Raw genomic sequence first — 12896 nt, forward strand, 5'->3', positions numbered from 1 at the left:
GGCGGCGCCCTGCTGTACCTTGGTTTCCTTTTGCCAGGCACCCGCTTTGACCAGTCTCACCCTCGGCCCTCTGGCCCTTCCCCTGCCCCACGTGCTGCTCTACCTCGGCTTCTTCGGCGCCCTGCTGGCCGGCTGGCTGGCCGGGCGCAAGCGCGGCGCCAACCCCGAAGGCGCGCTGTTCGCCATGCTCCTCGGTGGCCTGCTGGTGGCGCGGCTGGCCTTCGTCGCGCGCTACTTCGAGCAGTACGCGGCGACGCCGCTGAGCATCGTCGACATCCGCGATGGCGGCTTTCTCGCCCTGCCGGGGGTGATCGCCGCCGCATTGATAGGCGCGCTGCTGGCCTGGAAGCGGACAGAGCTGCGCCGCCCGCTGGCCGTCGCGGCCGTGGTCGGTGTGTGCCTATGGGGCGGCGGCAAGGCCGTGACCTCGGCGCTGGACCGCAGCCAGCAGATTCCCGAACTCACGGTGATGGACCTGCGCGGGGCCGCCGTGGACCTGCGCGCGCTGGATGGCCGGCCCATGGTGGTAAACCTCTGGGCCACCTGGTGCCCGCCGTGCCGGCGCGAGATGCCGGTGCTGGAGGCCGCTCAGCAACAGCGCAGCGATGTGCGCTTCCTGCTGGTCAACCAGGGCGAGAATGCCGAAGCCGTGCAGCGTTTCCTGCGCGAACAGGGCCTGAGCGAGGCGGCGGTGCTGCTCGACAGCGGCAACCGCCTCGGTCAGGCCACCGGCTCCTACGGCATGCCCACCACGCTGTTCTACGACGCCCAGGGACGCCTGAAGCACAGCCAGATGGGCGAGCTGTCCGCCGCCAGCCTGGAGTACGGGCTGGGCCAGCTCAAGGACTGACCCGCCCGGCGCTTCAGCGGAAGCGCCCGACCTCGTCGCGCAGGCCGGCGGCCAGGCTGTCCAGCTCGCGCACGGTCTGCGCCAGATCGGCCACCACCTGACGCTGTTCGCTGTTGGCCTGGGCGATGCCCTGCAGGTTGCTGCTGAGCAGGGTCGCGGTCCGGCTCTGCTCCTGGGTCGCGGTGGTGATGGCGGCGAACTGCTCGCCGGCCGCACTGCTCTGCTGGGAGATTTCCGCCAGCGCCGCGGCGACCTTCTCGTTCAGCGCCAGCCCGTGCTGCATCAGTTGGCTGCCCTGCTCGATGGTCTCGGTGGCGCTGCCGGTGTCCTGCTGGATGGCGCCGATCATCTGCGAGATTTCCGTGGTGGCGGCCTGGGTGCGCGCCGCCAGGCTGCGCACTTCATCGGCAACCACGGCAAAGCCGCGCCCCTGCTCGCCGGCACGGGCGGCCTCGATGGCGGCGTTGAGTGCCAGCAGGTTGGTCTGCTCGGCAATCGAAGTGATCACCCCGACGATGCTGCCGATCTCCTGGGAGCGCGCGCCGAGGCGATTGACCCGCTCCACGGTCTGCTGCAGTGCGCCGGCGATCTGCGCCAGCGAGGCGGAGGCATCGTCCATGGAGTGCAGGCCAATGCGCGTCTGCCGGGTGTTCTCGCTGGCCATGCGTTCGGTGCTGCGCATGTTGTCGGCGATGTCCATCGAGGTGGCGCTGAACTCTTCCACCGCGCCGGCCATGCTGTTGATCTCGCCGGACTGCTGTTCCATGCCGGCATAGGCGCCACTGGAAAGACCCGACAGCGAACGCGAGCAATGCCCCACTTCCTCCGCTGCACCGCGCACGCGCTCAACCATGCGGGAGAGCGCCTCGCCCATCTGGTTGAAGCTGCGCGCCAGGTCGCCGATCTCGTCACGGCTGGCAACTGACAGGCGCGCGCCCAGGTCGCCGGCGCCCAGCGCATGGGCCTGGCGCACCAGGTCGCCCAGCGGACGCAGGCGGCGTTGCAGCAGCCAGGTGGTGGCGATCACCGCCAGCAGCATGGCGATCAGGCTGCCCATGGCCAGCTGACCACCGACGCGCCAGGTCACCGCGCGGATCTCGTCCTTGGGCATGCTCGCGACGACGGTCCAGGGGCCGCCGGCAAAGGGCTGCGCCACGCTGTAGAAATCATCCTGGCCGTCGCTCCAGAAGCGGCCACGGCCGGGGTTGTCCAGCAGGCTGGCGAGGCTGTCGGCGGCGCGCTCGGGGTTGCGCGCGCCGGCCGGCGGCACCAGCCAGTGGTGTTGTTCGTCCAGCAGCGCCAGCGAGCCGCCCTGACCGAGGCGGAAGCGACCGAGGTTGTCGAACTGGCGTTTCTGCGCGTCGGTGTAGTCGAAGCCGACGAACAGTACGGCGATCACCCGCCCGCTGCCGTCGCGCACCGGGGTGTACTGGGTCATGTAGAAGCGGTCGAACAGCAGCGCACGACCGACGTAGCTTTCGCCGCGCATCAGCAGCGGGTAGGCCGGGCTGTTGTGGTCGAGCACGGTGCCCATGGCGCGGCTGCCGTCCTGCTTCATCAGCGAGGTGGTGATGCGCACGAAGTCGTCGCCATCACGCACGAAAACGGTGGCGACGCCGGCGGTGAGCTGGCGGAATTCGTCGACCAGGGTGAAGTCGCCGTTCAGGCGGGTGTCGCCCAGGTACAGCGCCGGGGCTTGCAGTGCGGCGACCGGCACGCGCTCATCGGTGTGCGCTTTCAGGCCGGCAGCGAAGCGCTTCTCGAACAGGCCGGCGAGGCGCTGGGTGCTCTCGCGCAGGGTGCCGTGGAAGGTTTCCAGCTGGTCCGCCAGCAGGCGCGCTTCGCTGGCGAGGTGTTCTTCGCGGGTAGTCAGGGTAGCGCTGTCTAGCGAGCGCAAGGCAAACAGCGTGCTGCCGCTGATCAACAGGATCAGGAGCACGGCCAGGGCCATCGCCAATTGCAGGGCGATGCGGGATCGGGGCTGGTTCATTTTTCTGCTTCTGCACGCAACGGCGGGCCGTCGCCCGTGGTTCGAGGAGCGGCCTGCTTCGGTTCGAGGGGAGTGCCGGCGTGGTTCGCCGGTCTGCACAGGCTATCGGCGGCGCGTGACAATACTTGAGTCATTCACCCGGATTTGGCTTGGGGCGGGGGCTCCAGTCCGGGCAACGGCGCTCCTACAGTGTGAGTCCGGAGTCAGTCCGCAGGATGGTGTGGAGCGCAGGGCCGTAGGGCGGATAACCCGGAACGGGTTATCCGCCGATAGCACCACGGCGGATAACGCTGGCGCGTTAAGCACCCTACCAGAGCGCCCGCGCTCCTACGCAAGCGCTACGCGCCTACTGGATCTCTTCCGGGGTGACGATCACCCAGTTCTTGTCGGCGGTGACCGGCTGGCCGAGCCCGGCCTGGGCCGCGGCATTCTTCTTGATCATGCCGTTGAGCTGGTCCATGTACTTGGCCTTGCGGTTGATCCACAGGTGCACGCCGTTCTCGGCGGTGCCGTTGAACAGCATGTAGCCATCGCTGCTGGGGGTATCGCCGCCGACCAGGATGGGCTTCTTCCACTGGTCGATGTAGGTGAGGATCGCCGCCTGCTTGCCGGCCATCCAGGTGGCCGGGGTCCACAGGTAGGGGGTGATCTCCAGGTTCAGGTTGGCCTTGGGATCGTACTTGCCTTCGGCAATCTGCTTGCGCGCGGTGGTCAGGGCACCGCTCTGGCGGTCCTTGAGCAGGGTGGTGACGCCGATAACGTTCTCGGGCTTCACGTTGTACCCGTACTTGGGATCGCTGGCGACCATACGCACCAGTTCCTCATGGGCGGCGGTCATCACGTAGACCTCGATGCCGTTCTCCATCAGCTTGTTGTACAGCTCGGTCTGGCCGGTGAAGACCTTGGGCGGGTTGATCTCGATGCTCTTGACCACGTCGCCTTCGTAGTAGGTGCTGGGCACCGGCTTGCCATAGGCCATCAGCTCGTCGACGTAACCCTTGAGCTCTTTCAGAGTGAAGCCGGAGAACACCTGGGCGACCCAGGGGTAGCAGACCAGGTCGTCGACCTCGCAGAGGCGGTAGTAGTAGCTGTTGAGGCTTTCCTTGTGGCCGTTGACGTCCTTGAAGGGGATCAGCTTGAGCGAGGGGTCGAGCTTCTCGCGGGTCAGCACGCCTTTCATTTCGAGGAAGGGCAGCAGCGATTCCTCGAGGTCGTAGCGGTAGCTGGTGTTGTCCATGTCGAAGACCGCGAAGGCGCCCTTGTTGGCGTTGGCGGCGATCAAGGCATCGAGCTGCTTGGCGGCCGGCGCGGGCCAGTGTTTCAGTTCGGTGGCGGCGAAAGAGGTACTGGCGAGGCCGGCCAGGATCAGGCCGGCGAGCAAGGTACGCATGGGCTTCATGGAATTCCCCCGAGTGGTCTTGTGGGTATGGGGAAGGCCCATGGCGGGCCTTCACTGGACTAGTCCAGCAATGACCCTAGCAAAGCGCTGTTTCAGCTCTGCGACGGCAGCGACGTGAACCGTCTCGAGGGCGGCAGGACATGTCCATGCGCGCCATGCGCCTTTGCTGGCGACGACGGCTGGTCTAGTTCACCGCGCGACGCAGGCGACCGGGGGCGTCGCCGTAGGTTTCCTTGAACTTCTTGGTGAAGGACGCCTGAGACTGGTAACCAACCTGCGCGGCGATGTCGGTGAGACTCAGCTGCGAGCTGCTCAGCAGGCGGTAGGCCAGCTCCATGCGCACCTTGGTCAGCAGCGCCCAGGGCGACAGCCCGGCCACCTGGGTGAACAGGCGCATGAAGGTGGCGCGGGACATGCTGGCACGCTCGGCCAGCGCCTCGATGGTCCACTCGTGGGCGGGGTCGTCGAGCATCGCCTGCCAGGCGCGGCTCAGGCGCTTGTCGGCGAGCAACGCCAGGGTGCCGCTGCTGGGGACGTACTCCTGCAGGTAGACGCGCAGGATCAGGGTGAAGAGGGCCGAGGACAGCGCATCGACCAGGAAGCGCGCACCAGGCTGGTCGCCGTCCGCCTCGGCGCGCAACAGGCTGACCAGCGACGCCAGTTGTTCGCTCAGGCCCAGAGCCCGGGTGGAGACGTTGAGGAACGCCGGCAGCGCACCGATCAGCAGCGAGTCGCGCTGGTAGTGGAAGCTGCCGCAAAGGATATCCAGCGACTCGCCTTCACTGCCGATGCGGTGCACCGGCAGCAGGCCGTCCTGGCTGACCTGGGTGGGCACCGGGATCACTTTCGGTCCCTGGCTGCGCAGCAGGTGCGCGCCACCGCGCGGGAAAACCAGGATGTCACCCGCTTGTAGCGCAAGGACCTGGCCGTCAGGCATTTCCGCCTGGCAGCGGCCGGACAGCAGGATGTGGTATTGCGCCACCCCGCACGGTGCCTGTTCGTGGTCCAGCGCCCAGTCGCCCTGGAGTTGGCAGCGCAGGTCGAGGCTGCCGCGCAGGCCGGCGAGCTGGATCAGGCGGTCAATGGAGTTCATGGCATTCCATACGCGGGAAAGGGACTACAGATTACGCGCAGGATCGGCCAAGTAAACGCGACTACCTACTTCTTCCCCTCTCCCGTATCCCCTTGGTGCAACACCCTGGGGCGGTCCGCTCGCATCCGAGAGCAACCGACAAAAAGCCGAGCACAACGCGAAAGAAGCCAAACGGCCGGATTCCGACAATAGGAACCACTGAATCCAACCGACTCTCAAGGAGTTCCCCATGACCTCTTCCGTAACCCAAGTCCTGCGTGCGCTGAGCCGACTCGACAGCCTCGGCGTGAACCTGATGCGGGTGGCCATCGCCGTGGTGTTCATCTGGATCGGCGCGCTGAAGTTCGTGCCCTACGAGGCCGACAGCATCACGCCCTTCGTCGCCAACAGCCCGTTCATGTCGTTCTTCTACGAGCACCCCGAGGACTACCGCGCGCACCTCACCCACGAAGGCGAGCTGAATCTGGAGAAGCGTGCCTGGCAGACCGACAACAACACCTACGGCTTTTCCTACGGGCTGGGCGTGGTGGAGCTGAGCATCGCGCTGCTGGTGCTGCTCAACCCGCTGTCCCGTCGCCTGGGCCTGCTGGGTGGGTTGCTGTCGTTTGGCACGCCGCTGGTGACGCTGAGTTTCCTGATCACCACGCCCGAGGCCTGGGTGCAGGCGCTGGGCGATGCGCAGCACGGTTTCCCCTACCTGTCCGGCGCAGGCCGGCTGGTGCTCAAGGACACCCTGATGCTCGCAGGCGGCCTGCTGGTGATGGCCGACTCCGCCCGCTCGCTGCTGCACGAACGCGCCTGACTCCACTCTTCTGAAGGAAAAACATCATGAAAGCGCTGATTGCTCTGCTGTTCTCCACCCTGTTCCTCGCCGCCTGCGGCACCGTGCCAGCGCACGAGAAGCCCGATGTCGCCCGCGTTATCTCTATCACCGATACCCAGGAAGCCTGCGGCATCGTGCCGGTGACCATGGTCTACGAAGACTCTCAGGCCCAGCAGCACGAGCTGCACTACCAGGTCTGGGCCAATGGTTGCAGCGGCTCCTGAGCCGCCGCGTCGCCGGTGTCAGTCGAGCAGCTGCACCGGCGGCAGCTGCATGGCCTGTACCTCAGCCTGTAGGAAGTCGCGCAACCGGCGCAGCCGCTCCTGATGCCGGCGCGCACGGGGCCAGACCAGGTAGTAACTCTCGCCACTGGCCACCGCGCTGGGCCAGGGCAACGCCAGCCGACCCTGGTTGGCATCCTCGGCGACCATTACCAGGTCGCCGATGGAAACCCCGTAACCACGAGCGGCGGCCACGATACCCAGCTCCAGGGTGTCGAACACCTGCCCGCCCTTGAGCGACACCTGCTCCCCCAGGCCCATGCGTTGCAGCCAGCGCCGCCAGTCGCGACGGTCGGGCGTGGGGTGCAGCAACTCGGCGGCGGCCAGTCGCCCGGCGTCCCACGGGCCATCGGCGAGCAGCTCGGGCGCACCCACGGGAATCAGCCATTCGGGGAACAGCAGGGTGGCCTCCCAGTCCGGCGGGAAGTGCCCGGAGCTGAGCAGCACCGCGCAATCGAAAGGCTCATGGACAAAATCCACGCGGTCCACGTCCATCCACGCACTGGTCAGCTGCACCTCGATCTCGCTGTGCTGCATGCGGAACCGGCTCAGCCGCGCCAGCAGCCAGCGCATGGTCAGGGTCGAAGGCGCCTTCAGGCGCAGCACGCCTTCTTCGGCGCGCAGGCTGGCGCAGGCGCGCTCCAGCGCGTCGAAGCCGTCGCGCAGGCCGGGTAGCAGCATCCGCGCCGTTTCGGTCAGCTCCAGCTGGCGCCCGCGACGCTGGAACAGGCGGCAGGCGAAGTGCTCTTCCAGGGTCTTGATGTGCCGACTCACCGCGCTCTGGGTGATCGCCAGTTCCTCGGCGGCACGGGTGAAGGACGCATGCCGGGCGGCCGCCTCGAAGGCGCGCAGGGCATAGAGGGGCGGCAACTGGCGGTTCATGGCGGGCTCCAAAGGGCGACTTGGCATGAGTATGACTCATGGATGGCATCGCATTTTTCCTTTTGTGCGCGCATCCACGGCGGCCGGAGAATGGGCGACTCCCTATCGATGCGGCACCTGCCGCTTGCTGAGCCTGACTCATGAAACGCCTGTACCGTGACGAACTTGCCGCCATCCTTCGCCTCGCCGGCCCGCTGATCGCCGCGCAGCTGGCCTACGTCGCCATGGTGTTCACCGACACCGTGATGATGGGCAAGCTCGGCCGCGAGGCGCTGGCCGCCGGCGGGCTGGGCGCGTCGACCTATGCGCTGGTGTCGACCTTCTGCGTCGGCGTGGTCGCGGCCACCGGCAACCTGGTGGCAATCCGGCATGGCGCGAAGGACGCGCGTGGCGTGGTGCAGGCGACCCAGGCCGGCCTGTGGATCGGCGGCGCCCTGGCGATGCTGGCGGGCCTGCTGCTGTGGAACCTCGGACCGATCCTGATCGCCTTCGGCCAAGCCCCGGAAACCGTCCATGGCACCATGACTTTCCTGCACAGCATCGTCTTCGCCCTGCCCGGCTACATGGCCTTCATGGTGCTGCGCGGTTTCACCAGCGCCATCGAGCGGCCGGGCCCGGTCATGGCCATCAGCCTGATCGGCGCGCTGGCCAACTTCGCCTTGAACTACGCCTTCATCGAGGGCCTGTTCGGCCTGCCGCGCCTCGGGCTGGCGGGGATCGGCATGGTCACCGCGGTGGTGATGAACGCTCTGCCGGTAATCTTCGCCCTGTACCTGCGCTGGCACCGGGCGTATGCGCCCTATCCGCTGCTGCCCGGACTGTCGACGCCGGACTTCAAGGTGATCGGCGACTCCCTGCGCCTCGGCATTTCCATCGGCGGCACCTACGCGGTGGAGTCGGGCATGTTCACCGTGGCCACCCTGTGCATGGGCGTGATCGGCAGCACGGCGCTGGCGGCACACCAGATCGCCATCCAGTCGGTGTACGTAGCCTTCATGGTGCCCATGGGGATTTCCTACGCGGTGACCTTCCGCATCGGCCAGCACTACGGCGCCGGCCGGCTGGTCGAGGCGCGCCGAGCCGGCCGGCTGGGCATCGGCTTCGGCGCCAGCTGCATGTTCGCCTTCGCCGCGCTGTTCTGGCTCGCGCCGGAGCTGGTCATCGGCCTGTTCATCGACCACAACGACCCGGCCAACCGCGAGGTGGTGAAGCTGGCCGTCAGCCTGCTGGCCATCGCCGCGTGGTTCGAGCTGTTCGACGGCACCCAGTGCATCGCCATGGGCGCGATCCGTGGCCTGAAGGATGCGCGCACCACCTTCCTCGTCGGGCTGGCGGGCTACTGGCTGGTGGGCGTTCCGATGGCGCTGCTGCTGGCCTTCCCGCTGGGCTGGGGGCCGAGCGGCGTGTGGTGGGGGCTGGCCTCCGGGCTGGCCTGCGCGGCCATCGGGCTGACGCTGGCGTTCGAGGCGAAGACCTCGCGCCTGCTGCGCCCGCACACGTCCGGCGCGGGCCTGGCTGTGCTGACTGACCGCTAGCTGACCGAGTCCTGCAGGCGCAGCGCGCGGTTGGCGCCGAACACCAGGAACCGCGCCAGCTCCGCGAGCGGCAATGGGCGGCTGATCCAGTAGCCCTGCACCTGGTCGCAGCCGAACTGGCGCAGCTCGTCCTGCTGGGCGATGGTCTCCACGCCCTCGGCGACCACTTCCAGGTTCAGGTTGTGCGCCAGGTTGATCATGGCCTTCACCAGTTGCAGGTTTTCCGGGCGCTCGTGCATGTCGCCGACGAAGCTCTTGTCGATCTTCAGCAGGGTGATGGGCAGGCTGCTCAGGTGCACGAAGGACGAGAAGCCGGTGCCGAAATCATCCAGCGAGAAGCGCACGCCCAATCGGCCGAGGGCCTGCATGGTCTGCTGGACCTGGTCGCTGCGGCGCATCACGGCGGTTTCGGTGAGTTCGAACTCCAGCCACTGGGCGTCGACGCCGCGCTCGCGGATCAGGCGCTCCAGAGTCGGCAGCAGCTGGCTGTCCTGGAACTGGCGGAACGACAGGTTCACCGCCATGTGCAGCGGCGGCAGGCCACGCCCGCGCAGCCATTGCATGTCGCGCAGGGCACGGGAAATGACCCAGTAGCCCAGCGGCACGATCAGCCCGCTTTCCTCGGCCAGCGGCACGAAGTCGCCCGGTGTCAGCAAGCCGCGCTCGGGATGGCGCCAGCGCACGAGAGCTTCGAGGCCGACGATTTGCCCGCTGTGCAGGTCCAGGCGCGGCTGGTAGTGCAGCTCCAGTTCGTCGCGGCGCAACGCCCGGCGCAGTTCGCTTTCCAGGTCGGCCAGACTGCGGGCACCACGGTTGATGCGTTCGTCGAAGACGTGGAAGGTGCAGCCCTGGCGCGACTTGGCCTGCTGCATGGCGATGTGCGCGTGCCACAACAGCGGGTCGGCAGCTTCGCCGGCGCGGGCATGGGCCACACCCAGGCTGCAGCCCAGCAACAGGCTTTCGCCCTCGACCCAGTAGGGTTCGCCCAGGGATTCGACGATCAGCTCGGCGATCTTTTCCACCCGCGCCGGGTCGCGGCGGGTGTCCAGCAGCAGGGCGAACTCGTCGCTGCCCAGGCGGGCAATGTCGTCGCCGTTGTCCAGGTGTGCCTTCAGACGCGCCACCACCTGCAGGATCAGGCGGTCGCCGGCCTGGTGGCCGAGGGCGTCGTTGACGTGACGGAAGTTGTCCAGGTCCAGGTGACCCAGCGCCAGGCCGCGCCCTTCGCTCTCGCTGAGACGGGCGGCAAGCAGGGTCTGGAAGCCCTGGCGGTTGGCGATGCCGGTCAGCGGGTCCTGTTCGGCCAGGCTCTGCAGGGTGTTCTGCAGCGAGGTGCGTTCACGCACGTAACGCAGGGTGCGGCGCAGGACTTCGACGCTGAGGGATTCGGCCACCAGATAGTCGGCGACGCCGACCGGCTCTTCCGCGGGCTCACGCTCCAGCAGCAGGACCAGCGGCAGGTGGCATTGGTGGGCGGACGGCAACTTGCCGGGCGTGGCGAGCACCAGGCCGACCTGATCTTCGTCGAACAGGCTGCTGGCGGCCTGCCAGGACGGGGCCGTGATCAGCGAATAGCCCTGCCCCAACGCGGCCAGATGCCCGCGCAGTAGCTGGGCCCACTGCGGCGCTTCCGCCAGCAGGAGCAGGCGCGTTGGTTCGACCGACGCTGCCAAGCGACCCCCATGTATCTCTGGAAAGGGGAGAAACTCCAGACGCCATCCCTGCGCCCACTTCTCCCGGTTTTGAAGTGACGCCATCCGGACATCCCACGGATGTAGACGAAACTTCAGAGAAACTCTTAAGAGTTTTCTTCAAGTAATGCTGTCACAAGCCTAATACATGTACAGATTTATCCAAAACACATAAGTACGATCGTGTCACAGATCGCCGCTATTCCGAGCGGCACCCCGACGCCCGGCACGGCCTGCTAGAATACGCGCCCGCTCCACTACAGACCCCGCCTTTCATGTCCCGACTCAATCCCCGGCAGCAAGAGGCCGTGAACTACGTCGGCGGCCCGCTCCTGGTGCTGGCCGGCGCCGGCTCCGGCAAGACCAGCGTGATCACCCGCAAGATCGCCTACCTGGTCCAGCAGTGCGGCATCCGCGCCCAGTACATCGTCGCCGTGACCTTCACCAACAAGGCCGCCCGCGAGATGAAGGAGCGCGTCAGCACCCTGCTGCGCCCCGGCGAGGGCAAGGGCCTGACCGTCTCGACCTTCCACAACCTGGGCCTGAACATCATCCGCAAGGAACATGCGGCCCTGGGCTACAAGCCCGGCTTCTCGATCTTCGACGAGAGCGATGTGAAGGCGCTGATGACCGACATCATGCAGAAGGAATATTCCGGCGATGACGGTCTGGACGAGATCAAGGGCCTGATCGGCAGCTGGAAGAACGACCTGATCCTTCCGGAAGAGGCGCTGGAAAAGGCGCGCAACCCCAAGGAACAGACCGCTGCGATGGTCTACCTGCACTACCAGCGCACGCTCAAGGCGTACAACGCGGTGGACTTCGACGACCTCATCCTGCAGCCGGTGAAGCTGTTCCAGGAGCACCCGGAGATCCTCGACAAGTGGCGCAACCGCGTGCGCTACATGCTGGTGGACGAATACCAGGACACCAACGCCAGCCAGTACCTGCTGGTGAAGATGCTGGTGCAGCAGCGCGCGCACTTCACCGTGGTGGGCGACGACGACCAGTCGATCTACGCCTGGCGCGGCGCGCGCCCGGAAAACCTGATGCAGCTGAAGGAAGACTTCCCCTCGCTGAAGGTGGTGATGCTGGAGCAGAACTACCGCTCCACCAGCCGCATCCTCAAATGCGCCAACATCCTCATCGCCAACAACCCCCACGTGTTCGAGAAGCAGCTGTGGAGCGAGATGGGTGAAGGCGACCCGATCCGGGTGATCCGTTGCCGCAACGAGGAGTCCGAGGCCGAGCGGGTGGCGATGGAAATCCTCACCATCCACCTGAAGACGCAGCGGCCCTACAGCGAATTCGCCATCCTTTACCGGGGCAACTATCAGGCGAAGCTGATCGAGCTGAAACTTCAGCACCACCAGATTCCCTATCACCTGTCAGGCGGTACCAGCTTCTTCGGACGCCAGGAAGTGAAGGACCTGATGTCCTATTTCCGCCTGCTGGTGAACCCGGACGATGACAACGCCTTCCTCCGCGTGATCAACGTGCCGCGCCGGGAGATCGGCTCCACCACCCTGGAAAAGCTCGGCAACTACGCCACCGAGCGCGGCTGCTCGATGTTCAACGCCTCCGGCGAGCTGGGCTTGTCCGAGCACCTGGACGCCCGCTACATCGAGCGCCTGCAGCGCTTCAAGCGCTTCATCGACAAGGTCCGCGAGCAGTGCGCGGGCAGCGACCCGATCGGTGCGTTGCGCAGCATGGTGATGGACATCGACTACGAGAACTGGCTGCGGCAGAACGCCTCCAGCGACAAGATCGCCGACTTCCGCATGGGCAACGTCTGGTTCCTCATCGAGGCGCTGAAGAACACTCTGGAGCGCGATGAAGAAGGCGACATGACCATCGAGCAGGCCATCGCCAAGCTGGTGCTGCGCGACATGCTGGAGCGCCAGCAGGAAGAGGAAGAAGGCGCGGACGGTGTGCAGATGATGACCCTGCACGCCTCCAAGGGCTTGGAATTCCCCTACGTGTTCATTCTCGGCGTGGAAGAGGAAATCCTACCGCACCGCTCCAGCATCGAGGCCGACACCATCGAGGAGGAGCGGCGCCTGGCCTACGTGGGCATCACCCGGGCGAAGAAGAACCTGGCGATGACCTTCGCCGCCAAGCGCAAGCAGTACGGCGAGATCATCGACTGCTCGCCCAGCCGCTTCCTCGACGAGCTGCCGCCCGAAGACCTGGTCTGGGAAGGCCAGGAGGACGCGCCGCAGGAGGTCAAGGTCGCCAAGGGCAACTCGGCGCTGGCGGATATCCGGGCGATGCTCAAGCGCTGAGCCGCTACACCTGCAGGAGCGCGCCGTGCGCGCGATCGCGGGCATTGCCCGCTCCTACAGGGGGGTT

The 12896-nt window shown here is 66.6% G+C and carries 10 protein-coding genes; 5 read left to right on the plus strand and 5 right to left on the minus strand.

Translation table 11 applies throughout. From position 1 onward, the window contains the following. The first annotated feature begins 46 nt into the window (after positions 1-46). Positions 47-850 (plus strand): TlpA disulfide reductase family protein, encoded by an 804-nt coding sequence (locus tag IB256_RS13835; RefSeq protein WP_192293550.1) that lies wholly within the window; start codon positions 47-49, stop codon positions 848-850. 13 nt (positions 851-863) lie between these two features. Here IB256_RS13835 and IB256_RS13840 read toward each other — a convergent pair whose 3' ends face one another. The 3 genes from IB256_RS13840 to IB256_RS13850 all read right to left on the minus strand — a co-directional run bounded on the left by IB256_RS13840 (position 864) and on the right by IB256_RS13850 (position 5332). Next, complete coding sequence (locus IB256_RS13840; protein ID WP_192402917.1) at positions 864-2840, minus strand: methyl-accepting chemotaxis protein; 1977 nt, start codon at positions 2838-2840, stop codon at positions 864-866. Between the two features lie 346 nt (positions 2841-3186). Then, the gene (locus IB256_RS13845; RefSeq protein ID WP_405307446.1) at positions 3187-4239 is read right to left on the minus strand and encodes a haloacid dehalogenase-like hydrolase; all 1053 of its coding nucleotides are present in this window, start codon (positions 4237-4239) and stop codon (positions 3187-3189) included. Positions 4240-4423: 184 nt separating this feature from the next. After that, a complete protein-coding gene (locus tag IB256_RS13850; protein WP_192293554.1) occupies positions 4424-5332 on the minus strand; it encodes an AraC family transcriptional regulator in 909 nt (302 codons plus the stop codon). 229 nt (positions 5333-5561) lie between these two features. On the opposite strand from IB256_RS13850, the gene rclC reads away from it, so the two are divergent. Both rclC and IB256_RS13860 read left to right on the plus strand, forming a co-directional pair. Beyond that, positions 5562-6134, plus strand: coding sequence for a reactive chlorine resistance membrane protein RclC (gene rclC / locus IB256_RS13855; protein WP_192293556.1), 573 nt, complete (start codon positions 5562-5564; stop codon positions 6132-6134). A 26-nt stretch (positions 6135-6160) separates the two neighbouring features. Next, positions 6161-6379 (plus strand): DUF2790 domain-containing protein, encoded by a 219-nt coding sequence (locus IB256_RS13860; protein WP_192402919.1) that lies wholly within the window; start codon positions 6161-6163, stop codon positions 6377-6379. A gap of 18 nt (positions 6380-6397) precedes the next feature. On the opposite strand, the gene IB256_RS13865 is transcribed toward IB256_RS13860, so the two are convergent. Then, a complete protein-coding gene (locus IB256_RS13865; protein WP_192293560.1) occupies positions 6398-7318 on the minus strand; it encodes a LysR substrate-binding domain-containing protein in 921 nt (306 codons plus the stop codon). Between the two features lie 140 nt (positions 7319-7458). On the opposite strand from IB256_RS13865, the gene IB256_RS13870 reads away from it, so the two are divergent. After that, the gene (locus IB256_RS13870; RefSeq protein WP_192402921.1) at positions 7459-8853 is read left to right on the plus strand and encodes a NorM family multidrug efflux MATE transporter; all 1395 of its coding nucleotides are present in this window, start codon (positions 7459-7461) and stop codon (positions 8851-8853) included. Here the strand turns inward: IB256_RS13870 and IB256_RS13875 are convergent. Continuing rightward, positions 8850-10526: a putative bifunctional diguanylate cyclase/phosphodiesterase gene (locus IB256_RS13875; protein WP_138217084.1), complete on the minus strand. Its 1677-nt coding sequence runs from the start codon at positions 10524-10526 to the stop codon at positions 8850-8852. The genes IB256_RS13870 and IB256_RS13875 overlap by 4 nt on opposite strands. A gap of 293 nt (positions 10527-10819) precedes the next feature. On the opposite strand from IB256_RS13875, the gene rep reads away from it, so the two are divergent. Next, a complete protein-coding gene (gene rep / locus IB256_RS13880; RefSeq protein WP_138217085.1) occupies positions 10820-12829 on the plus strand; it encodes a DNA helicase Rep in 2010 nt (669 codons plus the stop codon). The last annotated feature ends 67 nt before the right edge of the window (positions 12830-12896 follow it).

This window comes from Pseudomonas sp. PDM17 (assembly GCF_014851985.1).
In the GTDB taxonomy this organism is placed as follows: Bacteria; Pseudomonadota; Gammaproteobacteria; order Pseudomonadales; family Pseudomonadaceae; genus Pseudomonas.

Excerpts from the sequence above, each read along its gene's own strand:
- IB256_RS13860 (WP_192402919.1), top strand. The coding sequence starts at position 6,161 with ATGAAAGCGCTGATTGCTCTGCTGTTCTCCACCCTGTTCCTCGCCGCC.
- rclC (WP_192293556.1), top strand. The coding sequence starts at position 5,562 with ATGACCTCTTCCGTAACCCAAGTCCTGCGTGCGCTGAGCCGACTCGAC.
- rep (WP_138217085.1), top strand. The coding sequence starts at position 10,820 with ATGTCCCGACTCAATCCCCGGCAGCAAGAGGCCGTGAACTACGTCGGC.
- IB256_RS13865 (WP_192293560.1), bottom strand. The coding sequence starts at position 7,318 with ATGAACCGCCAGTTGCCGCCCCTCTATGCCCTGCGCGCCTTCGAGGCG.
- IB256_RS13850 (WP_192293554.1), bottom strand. The coding sequence starts at position 5,332 with ATGAACTCCATTGACCGCCTGATCCAGCTCGCCGGCCTGCGCGGCAGC.
- IB256_RS13845 (WP_405307446.1), bottom strand. The coding sequence starts at position 4,239 with ATGAAGCCCATGCGTACCTTGCTCGCCGGCCTGATCCTGGCCGGCCTC.
- IB256_RS13870 (WP_192402921.1), top strand. The coding sequence starts at position 7,459 with ATGAAACGCCTGTACCGTGACGAACTTGCCGCCATCCTTCGCCTCGCC.
- IB256_RS13840 (WP_192402917.1), bottom strand. The coding sequence starts at position 2,840 with ATGAACCAGCCCCGATCCCGCATCGCCCTGCAATTGGCGATGGCCCTG.